This is a genomic window from Burkholderia sp. SRS-25 (genome assembly GCF_004343765.1).
Taxonomy (GTDB): domain Bacteria; phylum Pseudomonadota; class Gammaproteobacteria; order Burkholderiales; family Burkholderiaceae; genus Burkholderia; species Burkholderia contaminans.
The window spans coordinates 118,287-134,051 of record NZ_PTXM01000008.1 but is presented as its reverse complement, the minus strand read 5'-3'; the positions used below and the strand labels follow the sequence as shown (position 1 = coordinate 134,051).

Here is a 15,765-nt window from a genome sequence, read left to right as displayed (position 1 = left end):
GCGGGCCCCCGCTGCGGCGTCAAACTGAGATAATCGGAATTCCGATTTTTCAGAACGACTCTGCCGCCAGCATGGCCCGAACCCAAGCCGAACCGCCAGCCAGCCAGCCCGACGTGCGCGCCGCGTGGCTGCGCGATCAACTCGAGCAGGCGAACTACGCCTACTACGTGCTCGACCAGCCGGATCTGCCCGACGCGGAATACGACCGGCTGTTCCGCGAACTGCAGCAGCTCGAAGCCGACCATCCCGAACTCGTGACGCCCGATTCGCCGACGCAGCGTGTCGGCGGCGAGGCGGCCGGCGGTTTCACGCCGGTCGTCCATGATGCGCCGATGCTGTCGCTGAACAACGGCTTCGCCGACGAGGACATCGTGGCATTCGACAAGCGTGTCGCCGATGCGCTCGACAAGACGACCGATCTCGCCGGCTCGGTGACGGAGCCCGTCGAATACGCATGCGAACTGAAGTTCGACGGTCTCGCGATCTCGTTGCGCTACGAGCAGGGCGTATTCGTCCAGGCGTCGACGCGCGGCGACGGGACGACGGGCGAGGACGTAACCGAGAACGTGCGCACGATCCGCTCGATTCCGCTGAAGCTGAAGGGCAAGAACGTGCCGGCCGTGCTCGACGTGCGCGGCGAGGTACTGATGTTCAAGCGCGATTTCGCACGCCTGAACGAACGCCAGCGCGCGGCCGAGCAGCGCGAATTCGCGAACCCGCGCAACGCGGCGGCCGGCAGCCTGCGCCAGCTCGACTCGAAGATCACCGCGCAGCGCCCGCTGTCGTTCTTCGCGTACGGGATCGGCGTACTCGACGGGATGCCGATGCCCGATACGCACAGCGTGCTGCTCGACTGGTACGAGTCGCTTGGCCTACCCGTGAACCGCGAGCGCGCGGTCGTACACGGCGCCGAAGGCTTGCTCGACTTCTTCCGCAAGGTCGGCGAGAAGCGCGAGTCGCTGCCGTACGACATCGACGGCGTCGTGTACAAGGTCAACCGGCGCGACGAGCAGGAGCGCCTCGGCTTCGTGTCGCGCGCGCCGCGTTTTGCACTCGCGCACAAGTTCCCCGCGCAGGAAGCGCTGACCAAGCTCATCGCGATCGACGTGCAGGTCGGCCGCACCGGCGCGATCACGCCGGTCGCGCGTCTCGAGCCCGTGTTCGTCGGCGGCGCGACCGTGACCAACGCGACGCTGCACAACGAGGATGAGGTGCGCCGCAAGGACATCCGGATCGGCGATACCGTGATCGTGCGCCGCGCGGGCGACGTGATCCCCGAGGTGGTCGGCGCGCTGCTCGACCGGCGCCCGGCCGATGCGGCCGAATTCGTGATGCCGACCGAATGCCCGGTGTGCGGCTCGAAGATCGAGCGCCTGCCGGACGAGGCGATCGCGCGCTGCACGGGCGGCCTGTTCTGCCCGGCGCAGCGCAAGCAGGCGCTGTGGCACTTCGCGCAGCGCCGCGCGCTCGACATCGACGGGCTCGGCGAGAAGATCATCGACCAGCTCGTCGAGCTGAATCTCGTGCGCACGCCGGCCGACCTGTTCAATCTCGGCTTCGCGACGCTCGCCGAGCTCGACCGGTTCGCCGAGAAGTCGGCGCAGAACCTGCTCGACTCGCTCGAGAAGGCGAAGCATACGACGCTCGCGCGCTTCATCTACGGGCTCGGCATCCGTCACGTGGGCGAATCGACCGCGAAGGATCTCGCGAAGCATTTCGGCTCGCTGACGCCGATCATGGACGCATCGATCGAAGAGCTGCTCGAGGTCAACGACGTCGGGCCGATCGTCGCCGAGTCGTTGCACCAGTTCTTCGCGGAAGAGCACAACCGGACCGTGATCGAGCAGCTGCGCGCGCCGGGCAAGGTGACGTGGCCGGAAGGGCCGCCCGCGCCGAAGGCGCCGCAGGGTGTGCTGGCCGGCAAGACGGTCGTGCTGACGGGCACGCTGCCGACGCTCACGCGCGATGCCGCGAAGGAAATGCTCGAAGCGGCGGGCGCGAAAGTGGCCGGCTCGGTATCGAAGAAGACGGATTACGTGGTCGCGGGCGCCGAAGCCGGCAGCAAGCTCGCTAAGGCCGAGGAACTCGGCATCCCCGTGCTGGACGAAGACGGCCTGCACCAACTCCTGGAGGGCAATACGCCATGATTCGCGAGATCCTGAAGATGGGCGATCCGCGCCTGCTCGAAGTCGCCAAGCCGGTCGAGCGGTTCGATACACCCGAACTGCACGAGATCGTCGCGGACATGTTCGAGACGATGCACCACGCGAACGGCGCCGGCCTGGCCGCGCCGCAGATCGGCATCGGGCTGCAGATCATCATCTTCGGCTTCGGCAACAACAACCGCTACCCGGAAGCGCCACCGGTGCCGGAGACCGTGCTGATCAACCCGAAGATCGAGTACCTGCCGCCGGACATGGAGGAGGGATGGGAAGGCTGCCTGTCGGTGCCGGGCATGCGCGGCGTCGTCAGCCGCTACGCGAAGGTGCGCTACAGCGGCTTCGACCAGTACGGCGAGAAGATCGACCGTGTGGCCGACGGTTTTCACGCACGCGTTGTCCAGCACGAATACGATCACCTGATCGGCAAGCTGTATCCGATGCGGATCACCGACTTCACGCGCTTCGGCTTCACGGAAGTGCTGTTCCCGGGGCTCGATCCGGCTTCCGACGATTGATTGGCCGACTTCTCGCAGACAAGAAAAAAGCCCGCTTGCGCGGGCTTTTTCATTGCGTGGCGCACACATGTGCGCCCGCGATCAGAACGTCTCGTCGGCCGACAGATAGCGCCATTGACCCTGCGGCAGTGCGCCGAGCATCACGCGGCCCATCCGGACGCGCTTCAGGCCGATCACGTCGAGGCCCACCAGCTCGCACATGCGACGGATCTGGCGCTTCTTGCCTTCGCGCAGCACGAAGCGCAACTGCTCGCCGTTCTGCCAGCTCACCATCGCGGGCTTCAGCGCGACGCCGTCGAGCTCGAGGCCGTGGCGCAGCTTCGCGAGCGATTCCGCGGGGAAGTGCTGGTCGATGTCGATGAGCCGTTCGCCGAAGCGCACGCGCACCAGATACTCCTTGTCGATGTCCGATTGCTCGCCGATCAACTGCTTCGCGATCACGCCGTTCTGCGTCAGCACGAGCAGGCCGGTCGAATCGATGTCCAGGCGGCCGGCCGGCGCGAGCGCGTGCAGGTGCTGCGGCGAGAAGCGCACCGGCGAATGGTCGCCGCTCCAGCGGTTCGCGCGCGTAATCAGCACGGCCGCGGGCTCGTAGCCGTCTTCCGCCTGACCCGACACGTAGCCGACCGGCTTGTGCAGCAGGATCGTGACTTGTGCTGCCTGCGCGGCGCTCGCGCGTTCGTCGATCTCGATCTTCTGGTCCGCGCGTACCTTGGTGCCGAGCGTGTCGATGCGCTCGCCGTCGACGAGGACCCAGCCCTTTTCGATCCATTCGTCGGCTTCGCGGCGCGAGCACATGCCGAGCTCGGACATCCGTTTCGACAGGCGCATCAGGCCCGATTCGTCACCATAGTCAATGTCGGCGGCGGCGCGCTTGACCGGTTGCGCGGTCTTGACCGCGCCGAACGAGCGACGCTCGCCGTCGCGTGCGGGGCGGGCCGGGCGGTCGCCGAAGCTGCGCTTCGCACCTTCGCCGGCAGGTTTGTCGCGATACGACGGGCGCTTGCCGTCGTCGGCGCCTGCGCGGCGCGGGCGGGCATCGTCATCACGGCGCGGCGGGCGATCGGACGACGTGCGACGGTCGCCGAAGCTGCGCTTCGCGCCTTCGCCGGCTGCCTTGTCGCGATACGGTGCGCGCGCGTTGCCTTCACTGGAACCTGCACGACGCGGCCGTGAGTCGTCATCGCGGCGGGGCGGGCGATCGGACGACGTGCGGCGGTCGCCGAAGCTGCGTTTCGCGCCTTCACCGGATGCGTTGTCGCGATATGGTGCGCGTGCGTTGCCTTCACTGGAACCTGCACGGCGCGGCCGTGCATCGTCATCGCGGCGCGGAGGACGATCCGACGACGTGCGACGGTCGCCGAAGCTGCGCTTCGCGCCTTCACCTGACGCGTTGTCGCGATAAGGGGCGCGCGTGCCGTCCGCACCGCCGTCACGCGGCGCACGTTTGGCCGGTGCGCGATCCGCGCCCGGGCGCTCGGCGCCTGCGGCAGCGCGCGGCTTGAACGTGCGTTCGCCGGCGGCGGCCGGGGGCGCCTTCTTCGGCCGGGCCGGCTTGTCCCCGGCGGAAGGCGTAGCGGGACGCACCGCCTTGCGGGCGACGAGGCTGCCGGAGCGGACAGGGGCGCGGGTCGGCGACGCCGGCTTCGGATTCTTGACGGTTAATTTGGTGCGCATAAACGCTGGAATTCATTCAGACTGCGATCGCACGCAGCAATTCGGTTTCGAGCTGGATCTGCAGGCGGTTGTCGGACAGGCCGGCACCCGCGAGCAGAAAGATGTCCTCGACGCGTTCGCCGAGCGTGTTGATCCGCGCCGCGTGGACGCCGATCCGATGCTCGGCGAGTACGCGCGCGATCGAATAGAGAAGGCCCGGCCGGTCGTTGGCCGACACGGACAGGATGTAGTACTGGCCGCGCTCGTCGGCCCGCAGGTCGACGCGCGGCGTGATCGGAAACGTCCGGGACAGCCTCGACAGGCGGCCCTTGGACGGCTCCGGCAGCGGTGCGGTTTCGGTGAGCCGCGACGCGAGTTGCTGCTCGACGAGATTCGCGATGTCGCGATACCGCACGTCACGTTCGGTCTGCGTGACGATGAAGTTGTCGAGCGCATAGCCGTGCCGCGTCGTGCTGACGCGCGCGTCGAGCACCGACAGCCCGTTGCGGTCGAAATACGCGCAGATGCCCGCGAACAGGTCGGGGCGATCCTTCACGTACACGAGCACCTGCAGCGCGTCGCCGATCGGCGACGGCCGCGCGCGGACGATCGCGGTTTCGGCATTCACGTGCCGGTACAGCACGCGTGTCTGCCACGCGATGTCGGCCGCGTCGTGACGCAGGAAGAAGCCGACATCGAGCTGATCCCACAGTGCGCGATGCGCGTCGTCGGGCACGGTCTCGAGACGCAGCAGCGCGAGCGCCTGCTCCTGCCGCGACTTCAGCTCCGAATGCGCGTCGGGGCTGGCCCCGCCGAGCACCGCGAGCGTGATGCGGTAGAGGTCCTCGAGCAGCTTGCCCTTCCACGTGTTCCATACCTTCGGGCTCGTGCCGCGGATATCGGCGACGGTCAGCAGGTACAGCGCGGTGAGGTAACGCTCGTTGCCGACGACTTCGGCGAAGCGCTTGACGACCTCGGGGTCGCTCGTGTCCTGCTTTTGCGCGACCTGGCTCATCGTCAGGTGATGCTGGACGAGCCACACGATCAGCGCCGCATCGTCGCCGGCGATGCCGTGCTCGCGGCAGAAGCGCCGTGCGTCGGCCATCCCGAGCGTCGAGTGGTCGCCGCCGCGACCCTTCGCGATGTCGTGGAACAGCGCCGCGACATACAGCACCCACGGGCGCTCGAAGTTGCCGATCAACTGGCTGCAGAACGGATATTCGTGCGCGTGCTCGGCCACCGCGAAGCGGCGGATGTTGCGCAACACCATCAGGATGTGCTGGTCGACCGTGTACACGTGGTACAGGTCGTGCTGCATCTGTCCGACGATGCGGCGGAAGTTCAGCAGGTAGCGGCCGAGCACGCTCGTCTGGTTCATCAACCGGAACGCGTGCGTGATCCCTTCGGGTTGCTGAAGGATTCGCATGAACGTGTCGCGGTTCTGCGGATCGCGGCGCCACGTGTTGTTCATGATCTCGCGCGAGTTGTACAGCGCGCGCAGCGTGCGGGCGGACAGGCCCTTCACGCCGCGGGTCGTCTCGTACAACAGGAATGCTTCGAGGATCGCGTCGGGGTGGCGTTCGAACACGCCGTCGTCGACGATCTCGAGCATGCCCTGCTTCTCGACGAAGCGGTCGGGCGACAGCACGCGCGTGATGCCGCTCGTCGCGGGGAACAGTTGCGCCTCGATGTTCTGGATCAGGATCGTCGCGAGCTGAGTGACGGCTTTCGCGGCCCAGTAATAGCGGCGCATCAGCTGCTCGCTCGCGCGCTTGGCCTGCGTCGGCTGATAGCCGAAGCTCTCGGCGGCCTGCGTCTGCAGGTCGAACACGAGCATGTCCTGGCGGCGGCCCGCGATCACGTGCAGCCGTGCGCGCAGCGTTTTCAGGAAACCTTCGTTGCGGCGCAGCTCGCGCGCTTCGCGATCGGTGATGAGGCCACGCGTGTCGAGTTCGCGCCAGCTGCTGCCGAAGCCGGCCGCGCGCGCGATCCACAGGATCGTCTGCAGGTCGCGCAGCCCGCCGGGGCTTTCCTTCACGTTCGGTTCGAGGCTGTACGGCGTGTCCTGGCACTTCGCATGGCGCTGGCGCATCTCGAGCACCTTCGCGGTGAAGAACGCGCGGGCGTCGAGCGCCTCGTGGTAGCGCACCGTGAAGCGCTCGAACAGCGCGGTACTGCCGACGATGCGGCGCGCTTCCAGCAGCGAAGTCTGCACCGTGACGTCCTGCGACGCCTCCTCGATGCACTGCGCGACCGTGCGCACGCTGCTGCCGATCTCGAGGCCGAGATCCCACGCCATGCCGATGAAGCGCTCGATGCGCGTGTCGAGGGCCGGATCGTGCGCGTCGGGCAGCAGCACGAGGATGTCGACGTCGGAATAGGGCGCGAGCTCGCCGCGCCCGTAGCCGCCGACGGCGACGAGCGCGAGCGTCGCGGGCAGGCCGCAGTCGTCCCACACGCGCTTCAGCGCTTCGTCGGTGAGTTTCGACAGCGCGTGCATCAGCGACGCGACGTTCGCCGCGTGGCGGAAGCGCTCGAGCATCTCCGTCTTGGCGGCCTTGAATTCGGCGCGCCGCGACAGCGCTTCGGGCGGGGGGGCAGCGTGAGCGCTCATGGGCGGCCGTTCAGGTGCGGGTGGGGCGGGCTGGCGCGACGGCGCTCAGACGGCGGCGGCCGGTTGTGCGAAAACGGGGCGCGCCGGCGTGCCGGCCGACACGGTCAGCACGTCGTAGCCGGTTTCGGTGACGAGCACCGTGTGCTCCCACTGCGCCGACAGGCTGCGGTCGCGCGTCTTGACCGTCCACTGGTCGGGCATCGTGCGAATGTCGCGCTTGCCGGCGTTGATCATCGGCTCGATCGTGAAGATCATCCCGGCCTTCAGTTCGATGCCGGTGCCCGGGCGGCCATAGTGAACGACCTGCGGATCTTCGTGGAACACCGTGCCGATGCCGTGGCCGCAGTATTCGCGCACGACGCTGTAGCCCTGCGCTTCCGCGTGCTTCTGGATCGCGTAGCCGATGTCACCGAGGTGCGCGCCCGGCTTGACCTGGTCGATGCCGAGCCACATGCATTCGTAGGTGGTCTGCACGAGGCGCTTCGCGAGGATCGAACCCTCGCCGACGATGAACATGCGGCTCGTGTCGCCGAAGTAGCCGTTCTTGATCACGGTGATGTCGATGTTCAGCGCATCGCCGTTCTTGATCACCTTCTCGCCGGGAATGCCGTGGCAGATCACGTCGTTGACCGAAATGCAGGTGGCTTTCGGGTACGGCGGATAGCCGGGCGGCTGGTAGTTCAGCGGCGCCGGGATCGTGCCCTGTTCGTTGAGCATGAACTCGTGACAGAGGCGGTCGAGTTCGGCGGTCGTGACGCCCGCGACGACGTGCGGCGTGATGAAGTCGAGCACTTCGCTCGCGAGACGGCAGGCGACGCGCATCTCGGCGATATCGTGTTCGTTTTTGAGCGTAATAGCCATCGAGGTATGCCTGGAATGCGGTGAATTGACGGATTATCGCACCTTCTGGCAGGCGTCGCAGCCCCTGCCGGCGGTGCGGATGCGGGTTTTCGCGGATTGTCCGGCCGGCTGCCGCGCGGCAAGCGAAAGTGGTGAGCGACTTGAGAGCGGACAAATCGGCGTGCTATACTCTTTGGCTAAGTCGATATCCAATTGCCGAGCTTGCCCCATGTTGGGGCGGGATGGCGGATGTAAGGCTTGCGGCACGGGCGTTTGCACGTGCCGAATCGCAAGCCGGCGCAACCAGGGTGCCGGCCGCGCGGAATTCGCCCCCTTCGGGGTGGGATCGCGCGGCGGTACGGCAGCCGGCTTAAGACCCAACCCTCGTGGAGAATTTACATGGCAGTTACGATGCGCCAAATGCTGGAAGCGGGTGTCCACTTCGGTCACCAGACGCGCTTCTGGAACCCGAAGATGGCTCCGTTCATTTTCGGTCACCGCAACAAGATTCACATCATCAACCTCGAAAAGACGCTGCCGATGTTCACGGACGCACAGAAGTACGTGCGCCAGCTGGCAGCGAACCGCGGCACGATCCTGTTCGTCGGCACGAAGCGTCAATCGCGTGACACGATCGCCCAGGAAGCGCAGCGCGCAGGCATGCCGTTCGTCAACGCACGCTGGCTCGGCGGCATGATGACCAACTTCAAGACGCTGAAGGTATCGATCAAGCGCCTGAAGGACATGGAAGCGGCAGTCGAGGCAGGCGAGCTCGAAAAGATGAGCAAGAAGGAAGCGCTGCTGTTCGAACGCGAAATCGCCAAGCTGCAAAAGTCGATCGGCGGCGTGAAGGACATGGGCGGCATTCCGGACGCGATCTTCGTCGTCGACGTCGGCTATCACAAGATTGCCGTCACCGAAGCGAACAAGCTGGGCGTGCCGGTCATCGCCGTGGTCGATACGAACCACTCGCCGGAAGGTGTGGATTACGTGATCCCGGGTAACGACGACTCGAGCAAGGCAGTCGCGCTGTACGCTGAAGGCGTGGCCGACGCGATCCTCGAAGGCCGTGCGAACGCGGTCAACGAAGTGGTCCAGGCCGCACGCGGCGACGACGAGTACGTCGAGGAAAACGCGTAACTGGCCCCGAGCCGGCGCAAAAAGGGGGCTCTCAACAGGCCCCCTTTTTTTAAGCTTGTGCGCCGGACCTGATTGCGCCGAATGGGTGCGGGTCCGGAAACGAATCTCGGCCGTTCGCGTCCAAGCGGGCGGCGTTGTGAATACAGACTCAAGGAGCGAATGATGGCGGCAATTACCGCAAGCATGGTGGCAGAACTGCGCGCAAAGACCGACGCACCGATGATGGAGTGCAAGAAGGCGCTGACGGAAGCCGACGGCGACCTGGCCAAGGCTGAAGAGCTGCTGCGCGTCAAGCTCGGCAACAAGGCGAGCAAGGCGGCATCGCGCGTGACGGCAGAAGGCGTCGTCGCATCGTTCGTCGGCGGCAACGCAGGCTCGCTGGTCGAACTGAACTGTGAAACCGACTTCGTCGCGAAGAACGACGACTTCCTCGCATTCTCGAAGACGGTTGCAGAGCTCGTCGCGACGCAAAACCCGGCCGACGTGGCTGCGCTGTCGGCGCTGCCGCTGGAAGGCTCGACGGTCGACGCAGTGCGCCTCGCACTGGTCGGCAAGATCGGCGAGAACGTCTCGATCCGCCGTTTCGTCCGTTTCGAAACCGCGAACAAGATCGCAACGTACCTGCACGGCGCGCGTATCGGCGTGATCGTCGAGTACACGGGCGCGGACGAGCAGGTCGGCAAGGACGTCGCGATGCACATCGCGGCCATGAAGCCGGTCGCGCTGTCGTCGGCAGACGTGCCGGCGGAACTGATCGACACGGAACGCCGCGTGGCCGAGCAGAAGGCTGCAGAATCGGGCAAGCCGGCTGAAATCGTCGCGAAGATGGTCGACGGTAGCGTCCAGAAGTACCTGAAGGAAGTGTCGCTGCTGAACCAGACGTTCGTGAAGAACGACAAGCAGACGATCGAGCAGATGCTGAAGGCAGCGGATGCCGCAGTGCAGAAGTTCGCACTGTTCGTCGTCGGCGAAGGCATCGAGAAGCGCCAGGACGACTTCGCCGCCGAAGTGGCCGCGCAAGTCGCAGCAGCAAAGCAGCAGTAAGCCGTAAGCAGTCAGGCAGTATCCGCGGCGGGCGTCCGCTCCGCCGCGGTCGGCGCCGCCGCCGGCCGGCCGGGAAACCCGGTCCGACCGTCGGCGCTTGCCCGAATCAGTATTTCGCCCCTACAGTTCGTGGTTGTCATCCTCTCGTCGCTCGGAAGCCCCTATGTCCAATGCCTATAAACGCGTCCTCCTCAAACTCTCCGGCGAAGCGCTGATGGGCGACGATGCCTTCGGCATCAATCGCGCGACGATCGAACGGATGGTGGCCGATATCGCCGAAGTCGTGCGTCTCGGTACGCAGCTCGCGGTTGTGATCGGTGGCGGTAATATTTTCCGCGGTGTCGCGGGTGGCGCGGCCGGCATGGATCGCGCGACGGCAGACTACATGGGGATGCTCGCGACGATGATGAACGCGCTGGCGCTGCAGGACGCGATGCGCCACGCCGGCATCGAGGCGCGTGTGCAGTCCGCGCTGCGGATGGACCAGGTCGTCGAGCCGTACATCCGGCCTCGCGCGATCCGCCAGCTCGAGGAAGGCCGCGTCGTGATCTTCGCGGCCGGTACGGGCAACCCGTTCTTCACGACGGACACGGCCGCCGCGCTGCGCGGTTCGGAAGTGGGCGCCGAGGTCGTATTGAAGGCGACCAAGGTCGATGGCGTATATTCTGCCGATCCGAAGAAGGATCCGTCGGCCACGCGTTACACGACGATCACTTTCGACGAGGCGATCAGCCGCAACCTGCAGGTGATGGACGCGACGGCCTTTGCGCTGTGCCGCGACCAGAAGCTGCCGATTCGCGTGTTTTCGATCAACAAGCCGGGCGCGCTCAAGCGCATCGTGCTGGGCGAGGACGAAGGTACGCTCGTCCACGTGTAAACTCCCGCGGATGCGGGTCATCGGCCGCGGCGCACCCGATGTGCCGGGCAGGGCCCGTGTTCTTTGAAGGTTAGAAGGTTCGGAGGTTGAAATGAGTGTCGCTGATACCAAGAAGGGCGTCGAGCAAAAGATGCAGCGCTCGATCGAAGCGTTCAAGAACGATCTGGCAAAGATCCGTACGGGCCGTGCACACACCGGTCTGCTCGATCACGTGCAGGTCGACTACTACGGCTCGATGGTGCCGATCTCGCAGGTCGCCAACCTGACGCTCGTCGATGCGCGCACGATCGGCGTGCAGCCGTGGGAAAAGAACATGGTCGCGAAGGTCGAGAAGGCCATTCGCGAAGCCGACCTGGGCCTGAACCCGGCCACCGCCGGCGACCTGATCCGCGTGCCGATGCCTGCGCTGACGGAAGAGCGCCGCCGCGAGCTGACCAAGGTCGTCAAGAGCGAAGGCGAAACGGCCAAGGTCGCGATCCGCAACCTGCGCCGCGACGCGAACGAAGCGCTCAAGAAGCTCGTGAAGGACAAGGAAATCTCGGAAGACGACGAGCGTCGTGCAAGCGACGACGTGCAGAAGCTGACCGACAAGCACGTTGCCGAAATCGACAAGCTCGTGCAGAGCAAGGAAGCCGAGATCATGACGGTCTGACGACCGTCCTCGCGCGCCGCCTTCTTCCCGCATTACTGTCTCAACGGCCATGACCTATACCAGCTCTACCGTTCGCGTGCCTGACGTCGGCGTCGTGCCGCGTCACATCGCGATCATCATGGACGGCAACGGCCGTTGGGCGACCGAACGCCGCTTGCCGCGCGTCGCGGGGCACACCCGCGGCGTCGATGCCGTGCGGGCAGTGGTCGAAGGCTGCGCGCGCGCCGGCGTCGAATACCTGACGCTGTTCGCGTTCAGTTCGGAGAACTGGCGCCGTCCGAACGACGAAGTGTCGTTCCTGATGCGCCTCTTCATCACCGCGCTCGAGCGCGAGGTCGGCAAGCTTCACGCGAACGGGATCCGCCTGCGTGTCGTCGGCGATCTCGACCGCTTCGAGCCGCGCATCCGCGAACTGATTCGCCGCGCCGAAACCAAGACGGCGCGCAATACCCGTCTCACGCTCACCATCGCGGCCAACTACGGCGGCCGGTGGGACATCCTGCAGGCGACGAAGAAGCTCGTCGAGCAGGCCGTGCGCGAGGGTCGCGAGGTCGAAGTGACCGAGGACGCGTTCGCGCCGCACCTGGCGATGGCCTATGCGCCGGAGCCCGATCTCTTCATCCGTACCGGTGGCGAGCAGCGCGTCAGCAACTTCCTGCTGTGGCAGCTTGCGTACGCCGAATTCTATTTCACCGACAAATACTGGCCGGATTTCGACGGTGCGGCACTGGCCGACGCCATGGCGTCGTATACGGAGCGCGAACGCCGTTTCGGCCGCACGAGCGCACAGCTCGAACCGCAATCGCAGAACGCCGACTCCCTTTCATGCTGAAAACCCGTGTGATCACGGCGATCGTGATGCTGGCGGTGCTGCTGCCGGTGACGCTGTTCGCGCCGCTCACCGCGTTCGGCGCGCTGATCGGCGTCGTGCTCGTGTTTGCCGCGTGGGAATGGGCGCGCCTGCTCAAGCTCGGCGGTGCCGGCCCGGTCGTCTATGCGGTCGTCGCGGCGCTGGCGCTCGCGGCAACGGCGCCGCTCGGCGTCGATGCGGCTTTGTCCCGCCCCCTTTTCATGGCAGCCGGCGTGTTCTGGCTGCTGGTCGGCCCGTTCGCGCTGCGGCGCAAGCCGGTGCTCGCGGGTGGCGTATGGCGGCCGTTCCTGCTGGCAGCCGGGCTCGTGGTCTTTGCGGCCTGCTGGCATGCGCTCGTCGCTGCGCGCGCGCAGGGCGTGCCGTTCGTGTTGTCGCTGCTTCTGGTCGTCTGGCTCGCCGATATCGGCGCATACTTCGCGGGCAAGGCCTTCGGAAAGCGTAAACTGGCCATCACGATCAGCCCCGGCAAGAGCTGGGAAGGCGCGATCGGTGGCTGGCTCGCCGTGATGGTCGTCGCCGGTGTCGCGATGGCCGCGCATGCGTTCGAGCCGACCCTGTTTTCCGCGTTCGCCGTGCGCTACGGGATGCCCGGCGCATGGGCCGCACTGACGCTGCTGGTCGCATACAGCGTGATCGGCGACCTGTTCGAGTCGTTGCTGAAGCGGCAGGCGGGCGTGAAGGATTCGAGCGGACTGCTGCCAGGCCATGGCGGCGTGCTCGACCGTGTCGACGCGCTGCTGCCGGTGCTGCCGCTCGCGATGCTGCTGCTTGGTTAAACCACTAATTCTGTTATGCAAAAACGTCTGACATTGCTCGGTTCCACGGGCTCGATCGGAGACAGCACGCTCGACGTGGTCGCGCGCCATCCCGAGCGCTTCTCGGTCTATGCGCTGACCGCACACCGCAACGGCGACAAGCTCGTCGAGCAATGCCAGCGCTTTGCGCCCGAGGTGGCGGTGGTCGGCGATGCCGAGACGGCCGCGCACGTCGACGCGAAACTGCGCGCGGCGGGCAGCAAGACGACCGTGCTGTACGGGCCGCAGGCGCTCGTCGACGTGTCGAAGAGCGATGGCTGCGACACGGTGGTCGCGGCGATCGTCGGTGCGGCCGGCATGGCGCCGAGCCTCGCGGCCGCGCGCGCCGGCAAGCGCATCCTGCTCGCGAACAAGGAGGCGCTGGTGATGTCGGGCGCGATCTTCATGGACGCCGTGCGCGACCATGGCGCGATCCTGCTGCCGGTCGACAGCGAGCACAACGCGATCTTCCAGTGCATGCCGCGCGACGCGGCCGAGCACGGCGGGATCTCGAAGATCATCCTGACCGCATCGGGCGGCCCGTTCCGCACGCGCGAACCGGCCACGCTCGTCGACGTGACGCCGGACGAGGCCTGCAAGCACCCGAACTGGGTGATGGGCCGCAAGATCTCGGTCGATTCCGCGACGATGATGAACAAGGGCCTCGAGGTGATCGAGGCGCACTGGATCTTCGGGCTGCCGGGCGAGCGCATCGACGTGCTGATCCATCCGCAGAGCGTGATCCATTCGCTCGTGTCGTATCGCGACGGCTCGGTGCTCGCCCAGCTTGGCAACCCCGACATGCGCACGCCGATCGCGCACGCGCTCGCGTTCCCCGAGCGTGTCGACGCGGGTGTCGAGCAGCTCGATCTCGCGCAGATCGCCCAGCTGTCGTTCGAGAAGCCCGATTACGCGCGCTTCCCGTGCCTCGCGCTCGCGCTGAAGGCGCTTGACGAAGGCGGCATCGCGAGCGCCGCATTGAACGCGGCGAACGAAGTCGCGGTCGAAGCGTTTCTCGAGCGCCGCATCGGCTTCATGGCGATTGCGGCGACGGTCGACGCCGTGCTCAACACGCTGCCGAACCGTACGCCCGACGGGCTCGAGGATGTCCTGGCGGCGGATGCCGAGGCACGCCGCCTCGCCGCCGAAATCATCGCGAAAGCGCCTGCGCCACGCGTGGAGCGTACTGTCTGAATGGGGTGCTCATGAACGTGCTGGTCGAACTGATCGCGTTTGCGGTGGCGATCGGGGTGCTGGTCGTCGTGCATGAGTACGGACACTATCGCGTCGCGCGCTGGTGCGGCGTGAAGGTGCTGCGTTTCTCGATCGGCTTCGGCCAGCCCGTCGCGCGCTGGGTCAGCCGCAGGACGGGCACCGAGTGGACGCTGTCGGCCCTGCCGCTCGGCGGCTACGTGAAGATGCTCGACGAGCGCGATCCCGGCCCCGGTATCCCGCCCGAGGAACTGGGCCAGGCGTTCAACCGGCAGTCCGTCTACAAGCGCATCGCAATCGTCGCGGCCGGGCCGATTGCCAATTTCCTGTTGGCAATCGCGCTGTTTTCCGTCGTATTCGCCACCGGCGTAACCGAGCCGGCCGCGATCGTCGCACCGCCGGCTACCGGCACGGTGGCGGCGCGCGCGGGCTTCGACGGCAGCGAGAAGATCGTGTCGATCCGCAACGCGCAGGGCGGCGAGGCCGAGCCGGTGCGGTCGTGGTCGGACCTGCGCTGGAAGCTGCTGGCGGCCGCGTTCGATCACCGCGAGATCGTGCTCGGCGCACGCGACGGCAACACGACGTTCGATTTCCGCGTCGACCTCCGCAATGTTCCTGAAAGTCAGCTCGACGACGATTTCATGGCCCATCTGGGCTTCGAGACCGGCGGCGGGACGTTGTCGGTCGCGTCCGTGCAACCCGGCAGCGCGGCGGAGCAGGCGGGCCTGAAGTCCGGCGACAAGCTGGTCGCGCTCGACGGCAAGCCGATCGGCGGCGCGTCGCGCTTCATCGATTTCGTGAAACACCATGCGGGCAAGCCGCTCGACCTGCAGATCGAGCGCGACGGCGCCGCGCAGACGGTGTCGATCGTGCCGCAGATGCAGCGCGACGACGAATCCGGGCAGCAGGTCGGCCGGATCGGCGCGGCGCTGTCGATGCATGCGCCGTCCGTCGACGTGCGGTACGGGCCGATCGAGAGCCTGCAGCTTGGCGCGCACCGGACGTGGGACATCTCCGTGTATTCGCTGAAGATGTTCGGGCGCATGATCACGGGCAACGCGTCGCTGAAGAACCTGTCCGGCCCGGTGACGATCGCGGACTACGCGGGCAAGAGTGCGCGGCTCGGTCCGTCGGCGTTCCTGTCCTTCCTCGCCCTTGTCAGCATTAGCCTTGGCGTCCTGAACTTGTTGCCGATTCCCGTTTTGGACGGGGGGCATCTGTTATATTATGCGGTTGAAGCCGCGACTGGGAAAGCCGTCTCGGAGCGCTGGCAGCTGATTCTGCAAAGAGCCGGGTTGATCTGCATCGTCGCATTGTCGGCGATCGCGCTGTTCAACGATCTGGCTCGGTTAATCCATTTCTGAAGCGTCAGGCGGCGGCCGCTGGGC

At 66.3% G+C, this 15,765-nt stretch carries 13 protein-coding genes; 10 read left to right on the top strand and 3 right to left on the bottom strand.

Annotation, left to right across the window (positions count from 1 at the left end):
* The first annotated feature begins 71 nt into the window (after positions 1 to 71).
* Positions 72 to 2,147 carry an NAD-dependent DNA ligase LigA gene (gene ligA / locus C5O79_RS12555; RefSeq protein WP_122474138.1) on the top strand — a complete coding sequence of 692 codons (2,076 nt, stop codon included), beginning with the start codon at positions 72 to 74 and terminating at the stop codon, positions 2,145 to 2,147.
* Positions 2,144 to 2,677, top strand: a complete 534-nt coding sequence (gene def, locus C5O79_RS12550) for a peptide deformylase (RefSeq protein ID WP_046545987.1) — start codon at positions 2,144 to 2,146, stop codon at positions 2,675 to 2,677. Before ligA ends, def begins: the two co-directional genes overlap by 4 nt.
* A gap of 81 nt (positions 2,678 to 2,758) precedes the next feature.
* On the opposite strand, the gene C5O79_RS12545 is transcribed toward def, so the two are convergent.
* The 3 genes from C5O79_RS12545 to map are packed head-to-tail and all read right to left on the bottom strand — an operon-like array spanning position 2,759 to position 7,808.
* A complete protein-coding gene (locus tag C5O79_RS12545; protein WP_122474137.1) occupies positions 2,759 to 4,354 on the bottom strand; it encodes a pseudouridine synthase in 1,596 nt (531 codons plus the stop codon).
* A gap of 16 nt (positions 4,355 to 4,370) precedes the next feature.
* On the bottom strand, positions 4,371 to 6,947 hold the full coding sequence (locus tag C5O79_RS12540; protein ID WP_047850714.1) for a [protein-PII] uridylyltransferase: 2,577 nt from the start codon (positions 6,945 to 6,947) through the stop codon (positions 4,371 to 4,373).
* A gap of 45 nt (positions 6,948 to 6,992) precedes the next feature.
* Entirely contained in the window at positions 6,993 to 7,808 is an 816-nt protein-coding gene (gene map, locus C5O79_RS12535; protein ID WP_046545985.1) for a type I methionyl aminopeptidase, read from the bottom strand.
* 378 nt (positions 7,809 to 8,186) lie between these two features.
* Between map and rpsB the strand changes: the two genes are divergently transcribed.
* From rpsB to rseP, 8 genes are all read left to right on the top strand, one after another.
* Positions 8,187 to 8,927: a 30S ribosomal protein S2 gene (gene rpsB / locus C5O79_RS12530; RefSeq protein ID WP_006752149.1), complete on the top strand. Its 741-nt coding sequence runs from the start codon at positions 8,187 to 8,189 to the stop codon at positions 8,925 to 8,927.
* A gap of 162 nt (positions 8,928 to 9,089) precedes the next feature.
* Entirely contained in the window at positions 9,090 to 9,971 is an 882-nt protein-coding gene (gene tsf / locus C5O79_RS12525) for a translation elongation factor Ts (protein ID WP_046545984.1), read from the top strand.
* 163 nt (positions 9,972 to 10,134) lie between these two features.
* On the top strand, positions 10,135 to 10,848 hold the full coding sequence (gene pyrH, locus C5O79_RS12520) for a UMP kinase (protein WP_011352459.1): 714 nt from the start codon (positions 10,135 to 10,137) through the stop codon (positions 10,846 to 10,848).
* A 91-nt stretch (positions 10,849 to 10,939) separates the two neighbouring features.
* Positions 10,940 to 11,500, top strand: coding sequence for a ribosome recycling factor (frr, locus tag C5O79_RS12515; protein WP_039342717.1), 561 nt, complete (start codon positions 10,940 to 10,942; stop codon positions 11,498 to 11,500).
* 49 nt (positions 11,501 to 11,549) lie between these two features.
* Positions 11,550 to 12,332: a polyprenyl diphosphate synthase gene (gene uppS / locus C5O79_RS12510; protein WP_006478494.1), complete on the top strand. Its 783-nt coding sequence runs from the start codon at positions 11,550 to 11,552 to the stop codon at positions 12,330 to 12,332.
* Positions 12,326 to 13,147 carry a phosphatidate cytidylyltransferase gene (locus C5O79_RS12505; RefSeq protein WP_122474136.1) on the top strand — a complete coding sequence of 274 codons (822 nt, stop codon included), beginning with the start codon at positions 12,326 to 12,328 and terminating at the stop codon, positions 13,145 to 13,147. The genes uppS and C5O79_RS12505 overlap by 7 nt, the downstream gene beginning before the upstream one ends.
* A 15-nt stretch (positions 13,148 to 13,162) precedes the next feature.
* On the top strand, positions 13,163 to 14,359 hold the full coding sequence (locus tag C5O79_RS12500; protein ID WP_047850716.1) for a 1-deoxy-D-xylulose-5-phosphate reductoisomerase: 1,197 nt from the start codon (positions 13,163 to 13,165) through the stop codon (positions 14,357 to 14,359).
* Between the two features lie 11 nt (positions 14,360 to 14,370).
* Complete coding sequence (rseP, locus tag C5O79_RS12495; protein ID WP_122474135.1) at positions 14,371 to 15,741, top strand: RIP metalloprotease RseP; 1,371 nt, start codon at positions 14,371 to 14,373, stop codon at positions 15,739 to 15,741.
* Positions 15,742 to 15,765 lie beyond the last annotated feature (24 nt).

What these genes read in the sequence shown, in the direction of transcription:
- C5O79_RS12545 (WP_122474137.1), bottom strand. Translation starts at nt 4,354, where the DNA reads ATGCGCACCAAATTAACCGTCAAGAATCCGAAGCCGGCGTCGCCGACC.
- rseP (WP_122474135.1), top strand. Translation starts at nt 14,371, where the DNA reads ATGAACGTGCTGGTCGAACTGATCGCGTTTGCGGTGGCGATCGGGGTG.
- C5O79_RS12500 (WP_047850716.1), top strand. Translation starts at nt 13,163, where the DNA reads ATGCAAAAACGTCTGACATTGCTCGGTTCCACGGGCTCGATCGGAGAC.
- def (WP_046545987.1), top strand. Translation starts at nt 2,144, where the DNA reads ATGATTCGCGAGATCCTGAAGATGGGCGATCCGCGCCTGCTCGAAGTC.
- C5O79_RS12505 (WP_122474136.1), top strand. Translation starts at nt 12,326, where the DNA reads ATGCTGAAAACCCGTGTGATCACGGCGATCGTGATGCTGGCGGTGCTG.
- uppS (WP_006478494.1), top strand. Translation starts at nt 11,550, where the DNA reads ATGACCTATACCAGCTCTACCGTTCGCGTGCCTGACGTCGGCGTCGTG.
- tsf (WP_046545984.1), top strand. Translation starts at nt 9,090, where the DNA reads ATGGCGGCAATTACCGCAAGCATGGTGGCAGAACTGCGCGCAAAGACC.
- rpsB (WP_006752149.1), top strand. Translation starts at nt 8,187, where the DNA reads ATGGCAGTTACGATGCGCCAAATGCTGGAAGCGGGTGTCCACTTCGGT.
- ligA (WP_122474138.1), top strand. Translation starts at nt 72, where the DNA reads ATGGCCCGAACCCAAGCCGAACCGCCAGCCAGCCAGCCCGACGTGCGC.
- pyrH (WP_011352459.1), top strand. Translation starts at nt 10,135, where the DNA reads ATGTCCAATGCCTATAAACGCGTCCTCCTCAAACTCTCCGGCGAAGCG.
- C5O79_RS12540 (WP_047850714.1), bottom strand. Translation starts at nt 6,947, where the DNA reads ATGAGCGCTCACGCTGCCCCCCCGCCCGAAGCGCTGTCGCGGCGCGCC.
- map (WP_046545985.1), bottom strand. Translation starts at nt 7,808, where the DNA reads ATGGCTATTACGCTCAAAAACGAACACGATATCGCCGAGATGCGCGTC.
- frr (WP_039342717.1), top strand. Translation starts at nt 10,940, where the DNA reads ATGAGTGTCGCTGATACCAAGAAGGGCGTCGAGCAAAAGATGCAGCGC.